Origin of the sequence: Collinsella sp. AM28-11LB (assembly GCF_003469895.1) — a bacterium.
In the GTDB taxonomy this organism is placed as follows: Bacteria; Actinomycetota; Coriobacteriia; order Coriobacteriales; family Coriobacteriaceae; genus Collinsella.
The window spans coordinates 79,508-100,178 of the sequence record NZ_QSKJ01000009.1; the positions used below are offsets into that span (position 1 = coordinate 79,508).

Consider the following 20,671-nt stretch of genomic DNA (forward strand, 5'->3'; position numbering starts at 1 on the left):
TGCCGCTCCTTTTGAACAAAAGGTAAAAGATGCGCCTTTCGTAATCGAAATATAACGTATCGATATGAAAAGAACAAGGCAAATTCGAATGAATCAAAGGAACGGAATGGCATGTCACAAATGCATGCGTAGTAGATAGTCCGCACGTAGACGGGCTATAAAGAGTCTCATTCTGAAGGTGCCGCCCAAAAGAAGTACGTTCACACCCGATATTCGACCGTTCACGGAAAGTTGACAATTGAGCTTTCGATATCTTTTGAAATGGTTTATAAAAGAAAACCGAAAAGCTTTTGAAACAAAGAAGAAGGCTTTCGATAGCAATAGTGCTAGATGAGAAAGGACCGAACATGGCGATTAAGGTGTTTGCCGACGGCGCTAACCTCGAAGGCATGCTTGACATGCATGACAATGGCAACGTTCAGGGCTTCACGACCAATCCTTCCCTTATGAAGGCCGGTGGCGTGACTGACTACCGCGCTTTTGCCAAGACGGTTCTTGAGCACATTACTGATGTGTCGGTTTCTTTTGAGGTATTCGCTGACGACGAGGCTGGTATGGAAGCCGAGGCTCGCGAGATTGCAACCTGGGCAGACAACGTCTACGTTAAGATCCCGGCGCTCAACACCAAGGGCGAGTCCACTGCAGCGCTGGTCAAGCGTCTTTCCGCCGATGGCATCAAGGTGAATGTCACCACGATCTTCACGCCCGAGCAGGTCGACGAGTTTGTCGATGCCGTCTCTGCCGAGACTCCCTCTATTCTGTCCATCTTTGCCGGTCGCATTGCCGATACCGGCGTCGATCCGCTGCCCCTCATGGCGGAGTCCGTAAAGAAGGCTGCCGTTAAGCCTGCTGCCGAGGTTCTCTGGGCGTCTACGCGCGAGGTCCTCAATATCGTCCAGGCGGAGTCCGTTGGATGCCAGATCATTACGGTCCCCAATGCCCTTCTTGCCAAGCGCAAGAATTTCGGGAAAGATTTGCTTGAGTACTCGCTTGATACGGTCAAGGGCTTTGCCCGCGACATTCAGGCGCTTGGTTTTCATATCCTGCCCGAGGAGTAGGGGACGAGCATGCTGACCGATCTTCTTAAGCCCGAGCTTGTTGCCTGCCACGTCAAGGCCTCCGATTGGGAGGAAGCGATCAGGGCATGCGGTAAGTTGCTCGTTGATGCCGACAAATGCGATCAGAGCTATGTCGACGCCATGATTTCATCGGTTCACAAATTCGGCCCCTATATGGTCTTGGAAGAGGGCATCGCCATGCCCCACGCTCAGGCAGATGGCAATGTGAGTGAAGCGGGAATCTGTATCGTCACGCTTGACCCAGCCGTTGCGTTTGGACACGAGGATTTCGATCCGGTTCACGTGCTCGTGGGTATTTGCGCGCCCGACCCCAAGGCTCATCTTGGCTGCTTGGCGGAGCTTTCGCAGATGTTCGAGGACGAGGACTGCGTTGCCAAGCTCAGCGCATGCGATACGCCCGAGCAGGTTTTGGAGACCATGCGTTCATTCTTTTAGGCCTTAATGGCACGGCGATGCGTCGCCGCTTTTGGATAGACGGAAAACCGTCACGTGTAGGAGAGGAAGGTTGCCATGCATATCATCACCGTATGCGGAAACGGCATCGGGTCTAGCCTGATGCTCGCTGGCAAAGTCGAGGAGCTTTGCGAGGAGGAGGGCATCAAGGCCGACGTTGAGTCTATGGACCTGAACGGTGCTTCTTCCGCAAATCCGGATCTGTTCATCACCGTTAAGGAGCTCGCCCCCGAGCTCCACGGCAACGTTGTGATCGTTCGCAGCTATGTGAACAAGAAGAAGATCCGCGAAGACGCCCTCGAGGCAATCAAGGCGGCTGCCGCTAACGCCTAAAGCGGCACAAAAAAGGGCGGTTCCCTGTGGAAGAGGGAAACGCGCCCACGTTAGAGAGAAAGGAAGCGCAGATGCAAGCCATCCTTCCCATACTTGAGTTTATCCAATCGATTCTGACCAAGCCAGCGTGGATCATGGGTCTGTTTGCCTTTGTGGGCCTTGTTGCGCTCAAGCGCCCTGCCCACAAGGTGATGACGGGAACCCTGAAGCCCATTCTTGGTTACATCATGCTGTCTGCCGGCGCTGCTGTTGTCCAGGAGAACCTTGCTCCGCTGGGCACCTTCATCGAGACCGGCTTCCACATCACCGGCGTCGTGCCCAACAACGAGGTCGTCGTTTCGATGGCTCAGAGCGTCCTCGGCGTTCAGACCATGATGATCCTGATTCTCGGCTACGTCGTGAACATTATCATTGCCCGCTTTACCAAGTTTAAGTACATCTTCCTGACGGGCCATCACAGCATGTTTATGGCTTGCCTGCTGTCTGCCGTTCTGCAGGCATCTGGCTTCCAGGATGTCCAGCTTGTCATCGTGGGCGGCATGTTCCTGGGCCTCGTGAGCGCTATGCTTCCCGCCGTTGGTCAGCGTTTCACCGAGAAGGTTACCGATGGCGATGAAATCGCCATGGGCCACTTCGGTTCACTCGCCTATTACATCTCCGCTGCAGTCGGTACGCTTTTTGCTAAGGACGCCGAGGAAAACAGCACCGAGAAGATCGAGGTTCCCGAGAAGTTCTCCTTCCTGCGCGACACCACCATCTCCACGGCTCTTACCATGGCCTTCTTCTACCTGGTTACCGCATTTGCCGCTTATGTTGCGGATCCCGCGGTTGTTACCGAGACCGCTGGTGGCGACAACGTGATTGTCTATGCCTTGACTTGTGCTCTGTCCTTCGCCGTCGGTGTCACCATCGTCTATAACGGCGTCCGCATGATCCTCGCCGACCTGGTCCCGGCTTTCCAGGGCATCTCCAACAAGCTGATCCCCGGCGCCATCCCCGCCGTCGACTGTGCCGTCTTCTTCCCCTATGCTCCCACCGCCGTCATCCTCGGCTTTGTTGCCTCCTTTATCGGTGGCGTGGTCGGTATGTTCATCGTGGGTGCTACCCTGGGCATCTTCATCATCCCGGGCATGGTTCCCCACTTCTTCTGCGGTGCTACCGCAGGTATCTACGGCAATGCTACCGGCGGTCGCAAGGGCGCAGCTCTTGGCGCTTTCGTCAACGGCCTGCTCATCACCTTTGCCCCGGCTCTGCTCCTGCCCGTTCTTGACGTCTTTGGTTTCAAGAACACTACGTTTGGCGACTTTGATTTCTCCGTCATTGGTATTACGCTTGGCCGCGCTGCCGAGGCCTTCGGTACCACCGGTGTCTACGCGATTCTCGCTGTCCTTCTGGTCGTTGCCTTCGTCCCCAACTTCATCCACACCAAGGGTGCTGTGATCAATCACGTTGAGGAAGAGTAATCCAGGCATACGTTAAGCCCTAATCGGGCGGAGCTCCGATAACCGGCTCCTACACGGAAGCGGTGACGTCTCAAATGAGGCGTCACCGCTTTTTATTTGGAGCGGTTATGAAAATGCGCTGACGAAGCATCGCCTCTGCGCCGTGAATGGAATTAATTGCGATTAATGGCAAAAATGTTTTGCCGCTGGGTTGATTTAATAAAAATGGTAAAACCACAAAACCGTTCGCCGAGAAGATAAAAAACCGCAGTTCACGCCTTGATAAACGTAGATAAAGTGTTTAGCAGTTCCACGCCCGTATGCTAACGAAAGGAATCAGGCAGATGGCAATCAAGGTGTTCGCTGACGGTGCAAACCTCGAGGGCATGCTCGACATGTACGAGAACGGCAACGTTCAGGGTTTCACGACCAACCCGTCCCTTATGAAGAAGGGCGGCGTGACGGATTACCGCGCGTTTGCCAAGGAGGTCCTGGCCCACATCACCGATGTGTCCGTATCGTTTGAGGTCTTTGCCGACGACGTCGAGACCATGGAGATCGAGGCCCGCGAGATCGCTGCCTGGGCCGAGAACGTCTATGTCAAGATTCCGTGCGTGACCATCAAGGGCGAGTCCACGGCCGAGTTGGTGCGCAAGCTTTCCGCCGACGGCATCAAGGTCAACGTCACCACCATCTTTACGCCCGCGCAGGTCGACGAGATGGTCGACGCCGTCGACGCCGAGACGCCGTCTATCATCTCGCTCTTTGCCGGCCGTATCGCCGACACGGGTGTCGATCCCATTCCGTTTATGACAGAGTCGGTCAAGAAGGCCGCCGCCAAGCCCAACTGCGAGGTTCTGTGGGCGTCCACGCGCGAACTTATCAACATTTACCAGGCGCAGGCCTGCGGCTGCCAGATCATCACGGTGCCCAACAGCATTCTGGCCAAGCGCAAGAACATCGGCCGCGACCCGTACGAGGTCTCGCTCGATACCGTGCGCGGCTTTGCCAAGGATATCGCGGCGCTCGGTTTCCATATCCTGCCGTAACGCGAACACTGGCTGCGTCGCGGATTGTTCGCCCCGGCCTTTCCTTTCCCTATCGCTCACGCGCTTCGCGAGGGTCGCGCTAGGCAAAGGAAAGGCCGGGGCTGCCGACGCGAACCCGTCGGTAGGTCCTGAGCTGAATCGCTACCTTTATTCCGATGGGGGTCGACAGTACTACCCCGCCAACTGTCTCGGGCAGTAATGGGGCTGGGCTCGGATGGCAACGCCGCGTGCCACTGGCGGCTTCGTTCGCCGGATGACGATTCGTGTTACGCGTCCGGCGTCACCTCGGACGGCGGCGTGGGCTCCGACGGCATCGCGTGGACAACGCGGTTCCGCATCATGGATCAACCTGTAATCTAATGATCTTCTAATCCATATCTATCAAGTATCGAAAACGATCCGGCCCCGAGTTGGCAGTCATCGCCAAGGAAAAGGACCCTGCCGGCTATGTGTTCGGGGCGACGCGCAAGTCGCTCAAGGCCTTTCGATTATCCTTTGTTCCGCGCATGTAAGATCTCATACTTGACGTGGTTGAACAGCTCTACCGGGCAAACGAGGTCTTTGCGGCTCGTGCCCATAAGTGTCCCACCAACAGAAATCGAGATATTCGGCCTCAGAGTGCCGTCAAGATTGCCAATATGGCTGAAAAACGTCCCGTACCGCACCTCTGCGGGTGCAGATATGGGACGTTTGTGGAATATCTGATGTCTATTTGTTGAGCTTGCACTTTGAAGAAGTGTTATCGCGGCCCAGCGAGGCCGAATATCTCAAAAATTGCAGGTGAGGATTAGCGGAAACGGCGTCTCGCACTTCGGGATATCGCCAAATCGCTTTAGAAGGAGAGACGCTCGGCGGAATGGGACCCGCCGAGCGTCTGCAGCGGCCTATTTGCCCCGCACCATGGTGAGCGAGATCTTCTTGCGGTCGCGATCGACCTTCTCGACCCACACCTTGACCGTGTCGCCGACGCGCACCACGTCGCTCGGGTGCTTGACGAAGCGGTTGGCAAGCTTGGAGATGTGCACGAGGCCGTCCTGGTGCACGCCCACGTCGACAAAGGCGCCAAAGTCCACGACGTTGCGCACCGTGCCCTTGAGTTCCATGCCGGGCTCCAAGTCGTCGATGGAAAGTGCCGAGCGGCTAAAGACCACCTCGGGCGCGTCGTCGCGCGGGTCGCGGCCGGGCTTCTTGAGCTCGTTGACAATGTCGATGAGCGTCAGGGTACCGCAGTCCAGGTCGCTTGCCAGCGCCGAGATGCTGCCCAGACGGCGCTCGATGTCGGGCACGCCGCCGCGGCTGAGCTCGCTTGCTTTAACGCCGGCGCGCTCCAGGACGGCCGTGGCCACCTCGTAGCTCTCGGGGTGGACGCTTGTCGCATCGAGCGGGTTTATACCGCCGCTGATGCGCAGGAAGCCCGCGGCGTTGAGATATGCCTTGGGTCCTAACTTGGGAACCTTCTTAAGCTGGCGACGATCGGTAAAGGCGCCGTTTTCCTCGCGGTAGGCCACGATGTTCTTGGCCACGCTCGGCGTGATGCCCGATACGTATCCCAGCAGGCTCGCGCTCGCGGTGTTCACGTCGACGCCCACGCGGTTGACGACGTCCTCCACCACGTGGCCCAGGGCGCGCGAGAGCTCGGCCTGGTCAAGGTCGTGCTGGTACTGGCCCACGCCGATGGACTGGGGCGGAATCTTGACGAGCTCTGCCAACGGGTCCTGCAGGCGGCGGCCCAGGCTCATGGCGCCACGCACGGTGACGTCCAGGTCGGGATACTCCTGGCTGGCGAGCTCGGAGGCGGAGTACACCGACGCGCCGGCCTCGTTGACGATGGTGTATCGCAGCCCAGGCGCCTGCTCGGCGATGAGCTCCGAGACGACTTCCTCGGTCTCGCGGCTGGCGGTGCCGTTGCCGATGACGATGGTGTTGACGCCGTCCTTCTTGACGAGGCGGGCGAGCTCGCGCTTAGTGCCGGCGACGTCGTGGCGCGGCTTGGTGGGGTAGACTACGCTGTGGTCGAGCAGCTTGCCGGTCTCGTCCATGACGGCGACCTTGCAGCCGGTGCGGTAGCCCGGATCGAGCGCGAGCACACGGGCGCCGCGGACGGGGCGTGCCGAGAGCAGGCCCTCAAGATTCTTGGCAAAGACGTTGATGGCCTCGGTCTGGGCACGAACGGTGAGTTTGGCGCGGGCCTCGCGCTCCAGCGAGGGGGCCATGAGGCGCTTGTAACCGTCAGCGATGGCGGCATCGAAGATGGGAGCAAACACGCCCTGGCGTCGGGGCCAACGGCTGCCGAGGCGTGCCGTGGCGGCAGCGCCGTCGACGTTCACGCGCACGCGGAGCTTGCCCTCGCGCTCACCGCGGTCGATAGCCAGCACGCGGTGGTTGGGAATATGGCGCAGCGGCTCGTCAAAGTTGTAGTACGGCTCATAGGGGGTCTTCTCGGCAGGGTCGGTGGCCTCGACGACGATGTCGGCGGTGTTTTGCGTAAAGGCGCGCAGGTCGGCGACGTTCTCGGGGTCCTCGGCCACCGTCTCGGCCACGATGTCGGCGGCGCCGGCGAGCGCTTTCTCGGGCGTGTCGAAGCCGGCCTCCTCGTTGACGTATGCCGCGGCGGTGTCGAGCGCGCTGCCCTTGGCCGAGGCCTGCATGATGATCATGTTGGCGAGTGGCTCCAGGCCGGCCTCGCGGGCCTTCTGCGCGCGAGTCATGCGCTTTTTGCGGAAGGGCTTGTAGAGGTCCTCGACACGCTGGAGCTGCGTGGCCTCGCGAATCTGCTGCTCAAGCTCGGGCGTGAGTTTGCCCTGGGCATCGATGAGCAGGATGACGTCCTCTTTGCGCTGTTCAAGATTGCGCAGGTAGGACAGGCGCTCGTCGAGTGCGCGCAGGGCGACGTCGTCCATGCCACCCGTGGCTTCCTTGCGGTAGCGCGAGATAAAGGGGATGGTGTTGCCATCGTCGATGAGCTTGACGGCCGCCTCGACGTTGGCGGCCTTAAGGTTGAGCTCGCGGGCGAGCTGGGCGATAAGATCCATGGGACTCCTTGCGTTTAAGGTGCGTTTGCGACACAGGGCTACCAAGGATACCACCTGTCCCAAAAGACTGTTTTGGGGCGAACGAACCAAGCCGAGGTGCGAAATAGCCCCCCGCCCCAGAAAAAAACGTCGGCAACGTAGCAAAATACCCCGCGGGCAGGAGGCTGCTCGCGGGGCAAAGAAGAGGGGCTTGTTGGTGGCGGGCCGAGACGCTCGGCGGGGAGTTTGCCGCGGCCCGCTCTTAAGGCATACAGCTCGACGAGCTGGCCGGTCTTGGCGGCCTCCTTGATGGCGTTGAGAAGCGTGAGCGTCTTGACGTTGTCGACCGGCGTCACGACGGGCTCGACCTCGCGGCGGACAACCTTCACAAAGTGCTTGAGCTGCATCTTGTGCGGCAGTGCCGGGTCCACGGCTGGAATCTCCATCTGCAGCGGCTTGTGCCAGTTGGAGGTGCCGTCGTAGGAGAACTGGTGCAGGCGGGGCAGCGACAGGGCGCCCTTAGTGCCGCCGATGAAGTAAGCGTCGGCGTCGATCGAGCTTAAGCCAGTTGCTCATAGGAACTTCCCTTCTTGAACCTCCCTGTGGGCCGCTCCCATTAATCGACCCACGTGGTTTTCGCTGGTTATCGTATGCTTTGAATTTGCGCAGGTGAATTGCATATTTGTTAGAATGGCGTTAACCGTAGGTTCATACCGCTTGATGCGATTTGTATCCGATTGAGCGCGTGACCTGCGAAAACGACCCCCTACGGCACCGTGTGGCCGTACGTGCGAAAACGGAGAGATGACGTGTACGATCGACGACTTGAGGCTATTTCGGCTGCCGCAGAGCTGGGAAGCTTCTCGCGCGCCGCGGCAAAATTGCGCGTGTCGACGCCGGCGCTCGTCAAACAGGTATCGGGGTTCGAGGCCGAGTTTGGCATCACGTTGTTCGAGCGCTCACATTCGGGCGTCAAAGTGACGCCGGCGGGTGCTCTGCTGGTGGACGGCGCACGCTCGATCATGCGCCAGTCTGAGGATGCGTTGCGTCGCGCCCGACGCGCGGCGGGCGATGGCGGCGCCGTGCGCGTGGGCGTGTCGATGATGTGCCCGGGGCGCCAGACGCTGTCGATGTGGACGGACGTGCACCCGGCCTTTGTGGGCGTGCCGTTCCTGTGCGGCCGCGAGGTGCCGGTCTTCTTGCACTACCCGCTCGAGCCCACCCTCCAAGTCCAAAAATTCGTCAACGCCATGGCCCAACTCCTCAATAGCTAATTTGGGACGGGGCTTTTTTAGCTACTTGAGGATGATTTTTCCGGGACGGGGATTGAATAATCATTCGGTACACAATGATGATTAAATCCCCGTCCCGGAAAAAACGTAAGAAAATAGCCATAAAAAGCTTGCTTTCCCTATGAAAGCCGCCATATCTATGGTTGTTTAGCCTATGAAAACTGGCATGTCTTGTTGCCGTATCCCTATGATAATTGCCAAAACCCATAGTGGGCGTGCGGTTCCCGTCGAGGTGAAGTCGGGGACCAACCTTAAGGCGAAAAGCCTAGCGGCGAGTATTAAACGATTTGATTATGATTTGGCCATTCGTTTCTCGGCGGGTAAACCATCTCGGGATGGCGCAATCATCGACTTGCCCCTCTATGCGGTCGAATCGCTCCCAAAGCTCCTCGAGGATCCAGAGCGATTTTTGGGCCGATAATTCACCAGCCGAATCCGCCCTTGTGCAGTTTAAAAAACGAGGCCCTGGCCAACTGGCCAGGGCCTCACTTGCTTTTATTCCGTTCTAAACGACGGGCTGATTGCGCGCAGGAGGACCCCCAGGCGGGCCGGGGTGTAACCTCCGCGCGCAGTTTCGCAGCGCAGCGAGAATGTTTGAGCACGGAGGTTACACCCCGGCCCGCCTGGGGGTCCTCCGTGAAACAAACCTACCTACTCGAGCTCAAACGCACCCGTATACAGCTGATAGTAATACCCGCGCTTGGCAATCAGCTCGTCGTGGTTGCCGCGCTCGATGATGCGGCCGTGGTCCAGGCAGATGATCGCGTCGGAGTTGCGCACGGTGCTCAGGCGGTGTGCGATGACAAACGTCGTGCGGCCCTCCATGAGCTTGTCCATGCCCGCCTGCACGATTGCCTCGGTGCGGGAGTCGATGGAGCTCGTGGCCTCGTCCAGAATCATCGCCGGCGGATCGGCGACGGCGGCGCGCGCGATCGAGATCAGCTGGCGCTGGCCCTGCGACAGCTGCGCGCCGTTGCCGGTGAGCATGGTGTCGTAGCCGTCGGGCAGGCGGGTGATAAAGTCGTCCGCTCCCGCGAGCTTGGCCGCCTTGATGCACTCCTCGTCGGTGGCGTCCAGGTTGCCGTAGCGGATGTTGTCCATCACGGTGCCGGTGAACAGGTTCACGTCCTGCAGCACCACGCCCAGCGAGCGACGCAGGTCGGACTTGCGAATCTTGTTGACGTTGATGCCGTCGTAGCGGATCTTGCCGTCGGCGATGTCGTAGAAGCGGTTGATGAGGTTGGTGATGGTCGTCTTACCGGCACCGGTGGCACCGACAAACGCGACCTTCTGGCCCGGCTTGGCGTACACAGACACGCCGTGCAGCACCTCGTGGTCGGGCGTGTAGCCAAAGTCCACGTTATCCATGACCAGATCGCCGCGCAGCGGCACGTACTCGATCTCGCCGGTCGCGCGGTGCGGGTGCTTCCAGGCCCACATGCCGGTGCGGTGGTCGGCCTCCTCGAGCTGCCAGGTGTCGGGGTTCACCTGTGCGTTGACAAGCGTCACGTAGCCCTCGTCGGCCTCGGGCTCCTCGTCGAGTAGCTCAAAGATACGCTCGGCGCCGGCAAGGCCCATGACCACGGCGTTGATCTGCTGCGAGATCTGGCCGATCTGGCCGCAGAACTGCTTGGTCATGTTGAGGAACGGCACCACGACGGCGATGGAGAGCGCCATGCCCGAGAGGCTCAGGTTGGGCACGCCCAGCGCCAGGAAGATGCCGCCGGTCAGCGCGACCAGCACGTAGAGCAAGTCGCCCAGGTTCCCGAGGATCGGCATGAGGATGTTGGCGTACATGTTGGCCTTCTGCGAGACCTCGAAGAGCTTCTCGTTGCGCTCGTCAAAATCGGCCTCGGCGGCGGACTCGTGACAGAACGCCTTGACGACTTTCTGGCCGTTCATGACTTCCTCGATATGGCCCTCGACCACGCCGAGCTCGGTCTGCTGCGCGATAAAGAAGCGCGCGGAGTTGGAGCCGAGCAGCTTGGTCATAAAGGTCATAAAGGCGACGCCGGCAATGATGACCAGGCACATCCACACGCTGTAATACAGCATGATGAAGAACACGGTGACGATGACGATGATCGTCATGAGCAGGTTGGGCAGCGACTGGCTGATCATCTGACGCAGCGTGTCGATGTCGTTGGTGTAGTGGCTCATGATGTCGCCGCGCTGGTGCGTGTCGAAGTAGCGAATCGGCAGGTCCTGCATGCGGTTGAACATCTTTTCGCGCAGCTTCTCGAGCGAGCCCTGCGTGATGACGGCCATGGCGCGGTTCCAGAAGAGCGAGGAGGCGACGCCCACGGCGTAGATGCAGCCGAGGGTGGTCACGAGCTTCAGAATCTTGGGCTGCGCGGCCGTCCAGTCGCCCGACTGCCACGATTCGCTAATGACCTGCAGCGCGCTCTGGAGAAACGTCGCGCCGATGGAGTTGATGATGGCGCAGAGCACAACGCCGGCGACGACGAGGGGCAAAAGCACCGGGTAGAAGCCAAAGAGCATCTTGATCAGGCGCGTCATGGTGCCGCCCTTGCGGTTGCGCGCGCGCTCGGCGGTAGCGGCCTTACTCATGTGCCTCGCCTCCTTCCTGGGTCTGAGCTTGCGGTGCGGATGCCTCGGTGTCGGCTGCGGCGGTCTCGCCCGCGTCCTCGCCTTCGGCACTCATCTTATTTTGCGAGGTAAAGGTCTCGCGGTAGATCTCGCTCGTCTTGAGCAGCTCATCGTGGTTGCCGATGTCCTTGATGCGGCCGCCCTCCATGACGATGATGCGGTCGGCGTCCTGCACGGAGCTGATGCGCTGGGCGATGATGAGCTTGGTCGTGTTGGGCAGGTAGCTCGCCAGGCCCTCGCGGATCTTGGCGTCGGTCTTGGTGTCGACGGCGCTCGTGGAGTCGTCCAGGATCAAGATCTTGGGGCGACGCAGCAGGGCACGCGCGATGCACAGGCGCTGCTTCTGGCCACCGGAAACGTTGGAGCCGCCCTGCTCGATCCAGGTGTCGTAGCCCTTGGGGAAGCCGTCGACGAACTCGTCGGCGCAGGCCAGATGTGCGGCCTCGCGGACTTCCTCGTCGGTGGCGTTCGGGTCGCCCCAGCGCAGGTTCTCGGCGATGGTGCCGCTAAACAGCACGTTTTTCTGCAGGACCATGGCTACCTGGTGGCGCAGCGCGTCCAGGTCGTAGTCGCGCACGTCTACGCCGCCGACGCGCACGGTGCCCTCGGTGACATCGTACAGGCGGGCGATCAGGTTCACGAGCGTCGACTTGGCCGAGCCGGTGCCACCGATAATGCCGATGGTCTCGCCGCTCTTAATATGCAGGTCGATATCGTCGAGCGCCTGGCGGCGGGCATACTCGGAATACTTAAAGCTCACGTGATCGAAGTCGATGGAGCCGTCGGCAACCTCGTGCACGGGCTCGGTCGGGTTGGCGATCGTGGGCTCGGCGGCCAGCACCTCGGTAATGCGGTGCGCCGACTCGTCTGCCATGGTTACCATGACAAAGATCATCGACAGCTGCATTAGGCTCATCAGAATCTGGAAGCCGTAGGTAAAGATGGAGGAGAGCTGGCCCACGTCGAACAGGGTGCCCTGGCTCGTGATGATGAGCTTGGAGCCCAGGTAGATGATGACGACGAACGCGCCGTTGACGCAGATGTTCATCATGGGGTTGTTAAAGGCAAGGAGCTTCTCGGCGCGGGTGAAGTCCATCTGGACGTCGCGCGCAGCGGTCGCGAACTTCTCCTTCTCAAAGTCTTCGCGCACATAGCTCTTGACCACGCGCATGCCGGTGACGTTTTCCTCGACGGATTCGTTGAGGGCGTCGTACTTGTGGAACACGCGGGCAAAGATCGGACGTACCTTGTAGATGATAAAGAACAGGCCAAAGCCCAGCAGCGGAATGATGACCAGGTAGACCATGGCGACGCTGCCGCCCATGGCGTATGCCATGGTAAAGGCAAAGACCAGCACCAGCGGCGAGCGCACGGCGATGCGGATGAGCATCATAAAGGCCTGCTGCACGTTGTTGATGTCGGTGGTGAGGCGCGTGACGAGCGAGGAGCTCGAGAACTCGTCGATGTTGGCGAAGCTGAACGTCTGGATCTTGTAGAACAGGTCGCGACGCAGGTTCTTGGCAAAGCCGCAGCTGGCATGGCTGCAGGTGATGCCCGCGGCGGCGCCAAAGGCGAGTGACGTCAGCGCGATGAGTACGAGAAGGCCGGCGGTGGGCAGCATCTCGGTAACGGCAGTGCCGTCCTTGATGGCATCGATCATGTCGGCGGTGATAAACGGGATCATCATCTGGCAGATTACCTCGCCAAGCACCAGCAGCGGCGTGGCGATCGTGACCTTCATGTAATCGCGGATGCTGCCCATAAGGGTTTTAATCATCCAGTTCCTCCCAGGTTACGCGGATTTTCTCGAGCATCTCGGCGAGCTGTTCACGCTCGTCGTGGTTGAGGGCGCTAAAGGCCTGCTCTCTAAAGCGGATGCGGGCGGCTTGGTCGATGCGGGCCTTCTCCCAGCCGATCTCGGTCAGGCGAATGGTGAGCTGCCGGCGATCTTTTGGATTGCGGCTGCGCTCGATGATGCCGGCGCACTCGAGCTTGGACAAGATTTCGGAAAGCGACCCCGGCTTGAGGTCGAAGTGCATGCCGAGTTCCTGCTGCGACATCTCGCCGTTTTCCTGCTTGGCAAGCAGGCAGACGATGGGCGCCTTGCCGGACACGCCGCCGCCGTGAAAGTGCATGTAGTGGCCGCAAAAGCCTAGGCCGCTCAGGATGCGCTTGGCGAGCTTGTCTTCGCCGTTAACTGCTTCGGGCACGTCTGCCGGTTGCGACGGGTCGCCGCCGGGCTCGTGCGGACGAAGGTTAAGGGGTTCATCGCACATGAATTCGTATCGCTCCTTTCTTTAGTTAGGTAGTGGGATTGTTTTGTGCCTAACTAATCTAGGAGTGCTATACAGGAATGTCAAGGTACCAAAGTAGTTGTTGCGCGGTTTTACCAAACCTATTGGTCCCGCCGTTCTAACGAACGGCGGACCAGCCGACGCTGCGCGGGCCGCATTTGGACAATCTGACGTTCAACTTCAAGGGCGCGACCAGAAGGTCAGCACCCTTTCGTTTCACGTCACCTTGCCTCAAATGCGACCCGCTCGCTGGCATTGCCAAAACATCGACGTTTACATGTTGGAATGATCCGTGGGGGACGGAGGAAAAGGGATCATTTTCCGAAACCTTTCCGCAACAATGCGCTCTTCGCGGCCCTGGCGCCTGCTCGCAACGGTCCCTGCGCTACACTTAGTCGCACTGTGGCGACTTTGCGCCGCTCCCGACCCAAGGGGGGACTCTCATGAAGAACACTCAGCTGCTGCTGATCAACGATATGTGCGGCTACGGCAAGGTCGCGCTTTCCGCCATGCTGCCGGTGCTGTCGCATATGGGCTACCGCATCCACAACCTGCCGACGGCGCTTGTGTCCGATACGCTCAACTATCCTAAGTTCTACATCCACGACACCACGGAGTACGTGCGCCAGAGCCTCGCCATCTGGGAAGAGCTCGGCTTTGAGTTCGACGCTATCTCGACCGGCTTTATCGTGACCGAGGAAGAGACGCGTATCATCTCGGACTTTTGTCACCGCCGCGCGCAAAAGGGCACCAAGGTGTTCGTCGATCCCATCATGGGCGACAACGGCAAACTCTATGCCGGTGTTCCCGAGTCCACGATCGGCCTCATGAGGCACTTGCTCGAGTGCGCCGACTATGCGGTGCCCAACTACACCGAGGCCTGCCTGCTCACCGACACGCCCATCGCCGAGCAAATCACGCCTGACGAGGCCCGCGTCCTTGTGGACGCCATGCGCGCGCTGGGAGCCAAGTCGGTGGTCATTACGAGCGCTGTGGTCGACGGCACGAACGCCGTCATCGGTTACGACCACGTGGCGGGGGAGTACTTCACGATTCCCTTCGACCTGATCCCGGTTTACTTCCCGGGCACGGGCGACACGTTCTCGGCGGTGCTCGTCGGTCGCGTGATGGCCGGTTGGAGCCTGCAGCGCGCAACGGCCGATGCCATGCGTGTGGTGGCTGAGCTTATCGAGCGCAATGCCGACCAAGAGGACAAGTCCGCCGGCCTGCCCATCGAGGCCTGCCTGGATGTGATTGACCATGAGTAATGCTGACGAGAGCGGCGTCAAGCCTGCGGGCGAGAACAGGCCGCTCGGCGCGCCGCGTGGCAAGCGTCCGCGTATCCGCGTGAGCTGCGTGGATCAGCTGGGTGCGTGCCGCTGCCACCATGGTCACAAGCCCGGCGACGTCTTCGACTTCGACCGCGATCGCGGCAAGATGTGCGCCATGGCCTGTCACGTGGGCTTTCCCTATATCGATATCCTGCGCTATGGCGGAACCGTGCCCGGCAACGAGCCCGGCACGGCAAAGTTCTGCTGCCCCGAGGTCGATACGTTGAACGTCTGGCTCGCCGAGATCGTCGACGAGTAATCGAGCGTGGATTTTCTCCCACCAAGATAATGAGCGTGGATAATCTCCCGTTTAGAGCGCCGTTTTGCGTTCAAAGTGGGAGATTATCCACGCTCAATTTGTATGCGGGAGATTATCCACGCTCATTTTATGCCGATGGCGTGGCTCACGCATCCGCGCCGCCCGGGCGCCTACAGTTGCTCGAGCATGGCCGTGCAGCCGGCGAGCACATCGCGGTAGGTGGCATCGAAGTTGCCGGTGTACCAGGGATCGGCGACGTCGCCGGGGCGATCGGTCCAATCCAGCAGCCGCGAAATCTTGCCGTCGGCATCGTCGCCGAAGATGCGACGCAGGCCGCGCGCGTTCTCGGCATCCATATAGACGATGTGGTCCCAGTCACCATACTCCGCGCGACGAACCTGGCGCGCGCGGTGCGCAACGACGGGAATCCCGACCTCGCGCAGCTTGGCGACGGTGCCATGATGCGGAGGGTTGCCAATCTCCTCGGTCGAGGTCGCGGCAGAATCAATGACGAACTCCGCCTCGCGCCCAGCACGGCGCACCAGCTCGGCAAACACCGACTCAGCCATCGTCGAGCGACAGATGTTCCCATGACAGACAAATAGGATTTTGCGCATTGGCTAAAACCTCTCGAATATCAGAGTTTTCGCAGATAATCGCACTGCTTTTTGATCCCTCGTCAAGGACAGAATATCAAATTGATTCATAAATGAGCGGATTATTCTTCTTTCCAGCGTCGTAAGAATTGTCGTAAAGAACGAGGGTTTACGACTTGTTGTCACAATGTTGACCGTCCTTTGCATCCAATTTTCAGCATATCCTCTCTGACGTCGTCGAAATCAAGATGGGTGTATGTGTTAAAAGTCACGTTGATGTCGGAGTGGCCCATGATGCATTTTAGCTTCGCAGGGTTCATTCCCCTGCGTGCCATCTTCGAGCAGAAGGTATGTCGGCAGACATGTGGTGTGATTTTGGGAAGCTCATCCTTGTAGATGCGATTATGTTTCTCTATCGCGTGGTGGAAGTACTTCTCCCAGTGCAGGGCAACACGCGGCATCTCGTTTTTATCAAGAAACAGAAAACCGCTAACACCGTCAACGACCGGCTCACTCGAAGGCTTTAGACGTTGCGCAAGGATACTCCTGAAACACTCTGTCACGGCTTGAGTCATGGGAACATAGCGGATCCCGCTCTCCGTCTTGGGACGTTCGATGTAGTATCGCATGTTGCTGGTCCGCTGAAGTTGCTTGTTTACCCGAATGCTTCCGTTTTTGAAATCAAGGTCTTCGACGGTAAGACCGCAGAATTCAGAAATGCGCAGGCCCGTATTTAGAAGGATGTAGATGGCGTCACGATAGCGGTGAAAGTGTTCATCGCCCTCCACGAAAGCAAGAAATCTGCGTTCTTGGTTAGTGGCCAAGGCCTTGCGTGTAACCATGCCGTTTGTCAGTATCGTTGCGAGCTCGAAATAGAAGGGATTTCGGCGAATCAGGCTGTTCTCCTCTGCCAGTTGAAACGCCGGTCTCAGAACACCACGGATGCTATGGATTGTGCTATAGCGCTTGCCGTGGATTTTTTGCAGGTTGATGAGCCATTCCTTGGCATCAAGGGAGGTGACACCGCATATTCGTCGCGAGCCGAATTCATCTGTAGCAAGAAAATTGAGGATTGTCTTGTAGGCGGCTCGAGTGGATTGTTTCACGGCAGTCTTTGTTTCAGTGTAACGAGATGCGAGTTCGTAGACTGTCATATTGTTCGGCGCGACCTTATCAAGCAGATCGCGCTGGATCTCATGCTCCAACGCGCGCAAGCACGGACTGGCTTTCTTCCCCTTCGGAGTTAGATCATGAGTTGTCAAGGTCCACGAGTAGACGCTCCGCGTTTTACCTCTTGCATCCACATACTTGAAGCAGTAACGGCCGTTTTTTCTCTGGCTTTCCCCGCGTCTGAGGATTCGCCCTTTGCTGTCTTTTCTCACAGTCACTAGCAGGCTCCTTCCTGTTCAGAAAAGAGCCCCGATGCGATATTTCAAGATTATCGCACGGGGCCCGATTGGTTAAGCTGTCAAGTGCGAAACGGTGTCGAGAAGCTCTTTATAAAGAGCGTTGGCGCAGGACGAGGGGGCGAGTCCTCGCGCATAACTCGAATATGGGTTTGTACGAGAGGAACCTTCGACCGGCCAGTATCCGTCGAGATCGTGCCTAAACTCAGAGAGACAGATCTCCCTCGTCTGCATCTCCGCAACGACGGAGAGGCGCCTCTCAAGTTGACCAAATCCGTCGACATCGTTTTGCGGACGATAAGTCGCGGATCGGCGCATCTGTTCTCCATAGAATTCCAAGGGGCTGTAGGGCGTCGTGACGATTACGAGATCGGCGGCTATCGCTTTGTCGGAATATCGGGACGGTGCCATCACCTCATGCTCCATCGCATAGGGATCCGTGATGCGAAGCAGGTCGGCGTAGGGGATGGATGAGGGACGAAGTTCGTCAAGAATCACCGTGTGCTTGCCCTCATACCCCTGAAAGATGTCTCTCGTAGATCCAGAGACGAAGAACGGTTCGCCCTTCCGCTTCGCATAGAGCTTTGCGAGGGTGGACTTCCCCGTTCCAGCAGGCCCGAAGATCCAAACTGATTCCACCCTTCTTTCGCCCTTGAGCATCAACCCCCGCCATTCCCGGGCCTGAACCTGAAGGCGGCGTGCATAAACGTCTTCGATCTGACGCTATGTCCGGGCATATTCGGATCCGGAGAGCTGAGAGATCAAGGACTCCTTGTCGATACGACCTTCGAGAAGGTCATCGAGAAGGACTTTGATGCTGCTATGGGACCTCGTTCGAGCAACGCGCGACTCAATAGAAGCAAGTAGCGCTGGGTAATCGAAATTGGAGCGCACGATTTTGGGGTCGTACTGATGCTTGGATCGTGCGCCATCCGTTCTGTGGCACAGGTAGGAAAAACCGTTTTCCACACCTGCCTTCCAAGCCTCGATGCGCTCAGGTTTATCTCCAAGGAGCTTCGCGATGCTATTGAGCGAGCGCGGATTCTGGAACTCCATCATCACGTGAAGATGCGCGGCTGCCGGACGTCCCGCGTCCGTCGTGTCGCTGTCGTGCACGATGCCCGCATAGCGCTTCGGGGCGAGTGTTTCGATTCTTCGGTACATTTCGTCCACAAGACGGGGCAGGTGATCGAGCTGCTGCTCGTACATCATCGCGCGGGTCTTCATGGGCAGAGAATTGGTCATGGTTCCGAGTCCTTTCTCGTAAATGAGCTATTTCGGGACGATTTTGGAACGCGCCCGAGGGTGCGCCTTGGGATAACAAGCTCCCCAAGGCGCATAAATGAGCAGAATTTCAAGTAATGGAACAATCGACGGGGTCCGCTTTTGCTGCGCGAAGCGGACCCCGCGGTGGTTATTCTCTGAAGTACAGGTCAAGGAGCCGCCCAAGCTCGCGGTACACGGGGAAGTCCATGATCGGAAAATGCACAAAGCCGATGCGGTCGTGCGCCCCGTCCGTACTGCTGAACCAAGCGTCGCCCGGGGAGAAGGTGCGAGGTGCACCGAGGTCGAGCAGGCGTTCCGCGCCCCATATGAGCCGCGCCTCGGGAAGCGTCGGCTTGAAGAGGACGCGGGTGCTGCACGCCGAGCGCAGCATCGACGGCAAGCCCCCCTCCTCAACAGACGCCTCGGCGATCGAGATGATGGCGTAGCAGCCCGCGCTCGCCCCCATCGTTACGATGCGCTTCACCAGCCCATCAAACGTCGCGAGGCAGTAATCGGGGTCCTCCTTGCTCGCGCGCTTGGGAAACAGCGTGCGGAGTGCCACGTACTCATCCATGAAGAGAAGCGAAACGTGAAGCCCCGCATCCCACCAGTGCACGGCGTCTCCCGTCTCTGTCGACCTGTCGTTGAGGAAGCTCTGTCGCTCTTTGATGCTGTCGGCGAACCGTGATAACGCAGACAGGATTGCGCGAGCGTCCCCGTCAGCATTCAGTGAAACCACGCGAGGAAGTCGGGAGGGCTCGGCCTGCTTGGGGTCTATGATGAGGACTTGCGATCCGTGTCCGTCAGGACCAGCCAACAGGGCTTGGAGCAAGAGGGCGATCACGCCCGTGGTCTTTCCAGCGATGAGCATGGAACCGGAGGTGCGGAGGTCGATGCTCGTGCCGTTTTGAACGCGGAATTCGTAGGCGTTCGCCGGGCACAAATCCTCGACACGCGATGCCTTGATCTCTCGATGCAACGTCACATCTTCAAGGAAGAAGGTCACTTGATTGCATGCGACGTCTGCTTCGGCAAGTACGACGGCGTAGCGGGAGAACCTTCCGCGAAGTCGGGAGCTAATGCTAGGTCCCATCTTCGATATTTCTTCTGCCGTTGAGGATGAGGTTGAGATGGCGAGCTCGAACTGTCCAGGAGCCGTCTCTTTGCAAGAGATGTCGGGAAGAAGCTCGCCTTCTCGCAGGTGTAGAGGATTCCCGTAACGTGGATCAAAGAGCCCCTTCCTAATGCGTGCATGCAACCGTGTTGATTCAGATAGCATGACGTAATGTGTGATCCCTCCCGCAAACAACATGGTCCCAGCGAGGCTAAGAGTGGCCGCTGCGGAGGTAAGGTTGCCGCCAAACGCCACCACCGTACTGGACTCTATGGCGATGGGCGCAAGAATGGTGTTCACGAATAGCCCGATGCAATAAACGCACGCGGCGACCGCAAATAAAGCGACCCCCAGCACACAAAGCTTTGCGCTGGGGGTCGAATACACGATCGCCGGTGCGCCACTGGAGTAACGCACCACAATCACCTAGCCCTTCGCGGGGATGACGGTAATGCCGTCCGCCGTGATGGACAACTGGTTGCGATAATCACCGTAAACCTTTGCGACCACGCCGGTGGGAATGACGTGCTGATTGACGGGAATCTCGATATCGTTCGAAACCTTGATGGAAAGCTTCTCGAAACGATTGCTGACCACCTCGCCTTCGTTTTGGTGATACTGCGTGTTATCGGTTGTGATCACCACGTCGATCTTGGTGCCGCGATGCTCTTTGGTGTTTTAATCAACCCATTTACCACCTCCGACACAAAGGAAACGCTTGCCTTTCGCAAAAGCTTCCCAATCTAACTTCATAAACTGATTCAATTTCCTCATACTCGAACTCCTCTCAATCCAATTATTTGCTGACTCCGCGTTGCGGCTCGCCGTGGACATCGAGATAGAGGCGCAGGACGTTGCGCAAGATCTCCTCGACATTTCTTGTTGCGGCATGAAGATCATCGTCCCCAAACATTGCCCCATGGAGCTTCGTGTGGGCACAAAGAATCTGGCGATACATGACGCGAGAGAACATCTCTTCGGCCTTCAGGGCATGTCGAACAGCTCGTTCAGAACAAGTCGGCATGCTCGCCGAAGACTCCTTTATAGACGACATTGCCGTACTGGTTGTTGAGATGGAGCCGCATTCAAACGGTCCGCGCATGATCTTCGGTCGGGTCATACACACCTCTTTCCTA

General features: G+C 58.5%; 20 protein-coding genes. 8 read left to right on the plus strand and 12 right to left on the minus strand.

Annotated features, from left to right (window positions below):
* Positions 1–347: 347 nt before the first annotated feature.
* From DW732_RS07735 to DW732_RS07755, 5 genes are all read left to right on the plus strand, one after another.
* Entirely contained in the window at positions 348–1,058 is a 711-nt protein-coding gene (locus tag DW732_RS07735) for a transaldolase (protein ID WP_118099223.1), read from the plus strand.
* 9 nt (positions 1,059–1,067) lie between these two features.
* The gene (locus DW732_RS07740) at positions 1,068–1,514 is read left to right on the plus strand and encodes a PTS sugar transporter subunit IIA (protein WP_118099224.1); all 447 of its coding nucleotides are present in this window, start codon (positions 1,068–1,070) and stop codon (positions 1,512–1,514) included.
* A gap of 75 nt (positions 1,515–1,589) precedes the next feature.
* Complete coding sequence (locus DW732_RS07745) at positions 1,590–1,865, plus strand: PTS sugar transporter subunit IIB (protein WP_022094539.1); 276 nt, start codon at positions 1,590–1,592, stop codon at positions 1,863–1,865.
* A gap of 71 nt (positions 1,866–1,936) precedes the next feature.
* The gene (locus DW732_RS07750; RefSeq protein ID WP_117793885.1) at positions 1,937–3,328 is read left to right on the plus strand and encodes a PTS ascorbate transporter subunit IIC; all 1,392 of its coding nucleotides are present in this window, start codon (positions 1,937–1,939) and stop codon (positions 3,326–3,328) included.
* Between the two features lie 323 nt (positions 3,329–3,651).
* Positions 3,652–4,356, plus strand: coding sequence for a transaldolase (locus DW732_RS07755; RefSeq protein ID WP_233539403.1), 705 nt, complete (start codon positions 3,652–3,654; stop codon positions 4,354–4,356).
* Positions 4,357–5,240: 884 nt separating this feature from the next.
* Here DW732_RS07755 and DW732_RS07760 read toward each other — a convergent pair.
* Positions 5,241–7,388: a Tex family protein gene (locus DW732_RS07760; RefSeq protein WP_118099226.1), complete on the minus strand. Its 2,148-nt coding sequence runs from the start codon at positions 7,386–7,388 to the stop codon at positions 5,241–5,243.
* A gap of 38 nt (positions 7,389–7,426) precedes the next feature.
* A complete protein-coding gene (locus tag DW732_RS10110; RefSeq protein WP_233539404.1) occupies positions 7,427–7,813 on the minus strand; it encodes a hypothetical protein in 387 nt (128 codons plus the stop codon).
* Positions 7,814–8,176: 363 nt separating this feature from the next.
* On the opposite strand from DW732_RS10110, the gene DW732_RS07770 reads away from it, so the two are divergent.
* Positions 8,177–8,641, plus strand: a complete 465-nt coding sequence (locus DW732_RS07770) for a LysR family transcriptional regulator (protein WP_118099227.1) — start codon at positions 8,177–8,179, stop codon at positions 8,639–8,641.
* Between the two features lie 669 nt (positions 8,642–9,310).
* Here DW732_RS07770 and DW732_RS07775 read toward each other — a convergent pair.
* From DW732_RS07775 to DW732_RS07785, 3 genes are read right to left on the minus strand one after another with little or no spacing between them, the layout of a single operon-like run.
* Entirely contained in the window at positions 9,311–11,230 is a 1,920-nt protein-coding gene (locus tag DW732_RS07775; RefSeq protein WP_118099228.1) for an ABC transporter ATP-binding protein, read from the minus strand.
* Positions 11,223–13,046, minus strand: a complete 1,824-nt coding sequence (locus DW732_RS07780; RefSeq protein WP_233505622.1) for an ABC transporter ATP-binding protein — start codon at positions 13,044–13,046, stop codon at positions 11,223–11,225. The genes DW732_RS07775 and DW732_RS07780 overlap by 8 nt, the downstream gene beginning before the upstream one ends.
* Positions 13,039–13,545, minus strand: a complete 507-nt coding sequence (locus DW732_RS07785; RefSeq protein WP_117746998.1) for a MarR family winged helix-turn-helix transcriptional regulator — start codon at positions 13,543–13,545, stop codon at positions 13,039–13,041. The genes DW732_RS07780 and DW732_RS07785 overlap by 8 nt, the downstream gene beginning before the upstream one ends.
* 461 nt (positions 13,546–14,006) lie before the next feature.
* Here DW732_RS07785 and DW732_RS07790 point away from each other — a divergent pair, with 461 nt between their 5' ends.
* Entirely contained in the window at positions 14,007–14,831 is an 825-nt protein-coding gene (locus tag DW732_RS07790; protein ID WP_117793878.1) for a PfkB family carbohydrate kinase, read from the plus strand.
* Positions 14,824–15,153 carry a TIGR04076 family protein gene (locus DW732_RS07795; protein WP_199568905.1) on the plus strand — a complete coding sequence of 110 codons (330 nt, stop codon included), beginning with the start codon at positions 14,824–14,826 and terminating at the stop codon, positions 15,151–15,153. Before DW732_RS07790 ends, DW732_RS07795 begins: the two co-directional genes overlap by 8 nt.
* A gap of 170 nt (positions 15,154–15,323) precedes the next feature.
* On the opposite strand, the gene DW732_RS07800 is transcribed toward DW732_RS07795, so the two are convergent.
* The 7 genes from DW732_RS07800 to DW732_RS07830 all read right to left on the minus strand — a co-directional run bounded on the left by DW732_RS07800 (position 15,324) and on the right by DW732_RS07830 (position 20,655).
* On the minus strand, positions 15,324–15,770 hold the full coding sequence (locus DW732_RS07800; protein ID WP_117743459.1) for a low molecular weight protein-tyrosine-phosphatase: 447 nt from the start codon (positions 15,768–15,770) through the stop codon (positions 15,324–15,326).
* A 161-nt stretch (positions 15,771–15,931) separates the two neighbouring features.
* The gene (locus tag DW732_RS07805) at positions 15,932–17,137 is read right to left on the minus strand and encodes a site-specific integrase (protein WP_199569772.1); all 1,206 of its coding nucleotides are present in this window, start codon (positions 17,135–17,137) and stop codon (positions 15,932–15,934) included.
* A 72-nt stretch (positions 17,138–17,209) separates the two neighbouring features.
* Entirely contained in the window at positions 17,210–17,815 is a 606-nt protein-coding gene (locus DW732_RS07810) for a hypothetical protein (protein WP_117734894.1), read from the minus strand.
* 63 nt (positions 17,816–17,878) lie between these two features.
* Positions 17,879–18,400 (minus strand): Rep family protein, encoded by a 522-nt coding sequence (locus DW732_RS07815; protein WP_117743461.1) that lies wholly within the window; start codon positions 18,398–18,400, stop codon positions 17,879–17,881.
* 169 nt (positions 18,401–18,569) lie between these two features.
* Entirely contained in the window at positions 18,570–19,514 is a 945-nt protein-coding gene (locus DW732_RS07820) for a hypothetical protein (RefSeq protein WP_147330301.1), read from the minus strand.
* 447 nt (positions 19,515–19,961) lie between these two features.
* Positions 19,962–20,177: a hypothetical protein gene (locus DW732_RS07825; protein ID WP_117743463.1), complete on the minus strand. Its 216-nt coding sequence runs from the start codon at positions 20,175–20,177 to the stop codon at positions 19,962–19,964.
* Between the two features lie 154 nt (positions 20,178–20,331).
* A complete protein-coding gene (locus tag DW732_RS07830) occupies positions 20,332–20,655 on the minus strand; it encodes a hypothetical protein (protein ID WP_117734898.1) in 324 nt (107 codons plus the stop codon).
* Positions 20,656–20,671 lie beyond the last annotated feature (16 nt).

Excerpts from the sequence above, each read along its gene's own strand:
- DW732_RS07745 (WP_022094539.1), top strand. The coding sequence starts at position 1,590 with ATGCATATCATCACCGTATGCGGAAACGGCATCGGGTCTAGCCTGATG.
- DW732_RS10110 (WP_233539404.1), bottom strand. The coding sequence starts at position 7,813 with ATGGAGATTCCAGCCGTGGACCCGGCACTGCCGCACAAGATGCAGCTC.
- DW732_RS07760 (WP_118099226.1), bottom strand. The coding sequence starts at position 7,388 with ATGGATCTTATCGCCCAGCTCGCCCGCGAGCTCAACCTTAAGGCCGCC.
- DW732_RS07820 (WP_147330301.1), bottom strand. The coding sequence starts at position 19,514 with ATGGGACCTAGCATTAGCTCCCGACTTCGCGGAAGGTTCTCCCGCTAC.
- DW732_RS07795 (WP_199568905.1), top strand. The coding sequence starts at position 14,824 with ATGAGTAATGCTGACGAGAGCGGCGTCAAGCCTGCGGGCGAGAACAGG.
- DW732_RS07830 (WP_117734898.1), bottom strand. The coding sequence starts at position 20,655 with ATGACCCGACCGAAGATCATGCGCGGACCGTTTGAATGCGGCTCCATC.
- DW732_RS07815 (WP_117743461.1), bottom strand. The coding sequence starts at position 18,400 with ATGACCAATTCTCTGCCCATGAAGACCCGCGCGATGATGTACGAGCAG.
- DW732_RS07775 (WP_118099228.1), bottom strand. The coding sequence starts at position 11,230 with ATGAGTAAGGCCGCTACCGCCGAGCGCGCGCGCAACCGCAAGGGCGGC.
- DW732_RS07755 (WP_233539403.1), top strand. The coding sequence starts at position 3,652 with ATGGCAATCAAGGTGTTCGCTGACGGTGCAAACCTCGAGGGCATGCTC.
- DW732_RS07750 (WP_117793885.1), top strand. The coding sequence starts at position 1,937 with ATGCAAGCCATCCTTCCCATACTTGAGTTTATCCAATCGATTCTGACC.
- DW732_RS07735 (WP_118099223.1), top strand. The coding sequence starts at position 348 with ATGGCGATTAAGGTGTTTGCCGACGGCGCTAACCTCGAAGGCATGCTT.
- DW732_RS07790 (WP_117793878.1), top strand. The coding sequence starts at position 14,007 with ATGAAGAACACTCAGCTGCTGCTGATCAACGATATGTGCGGCTACGGC.
- DW732_RS07785 (WP_117746998.1), bottom strand. The coding sequence starts at position 13,545 with ATGTGCGATGAACCCCTTAACCTTCGTCCGCACGAGCCCGGCGGCGAC.
- DW732_RS07800 (WP_117743459.1), bottom strand. The coding sequence starts at position 15,770 with ATGCGCAAAATCCTATTTGTCTGTCATGGGAACATCTGTCGCTCGACG.
- DW732_RS07740 (WP_118099224.1), top strand. The coding sequence starts at position 1,068 with ATGCTGACCGATCTTCTTAAGCCCGAGCTTGTTGCCTGCCACGTCAAG.
- DW732_RS07810 (WP_117734894.1), bottom strand. The coding sequence starts at position 17,815 with ATGCTCAAGGGCGAAAGAAGGGTGGAATCAGTTTGGATCTTCGGGCCT.
- DW732_RS07780 (WP_233505622.1), bottom strand. The coding sequence starts at position 13,046 with ATGATTAAAACCCTTATGGGCAGCATCCGCGATTACATGAAGGTCACG.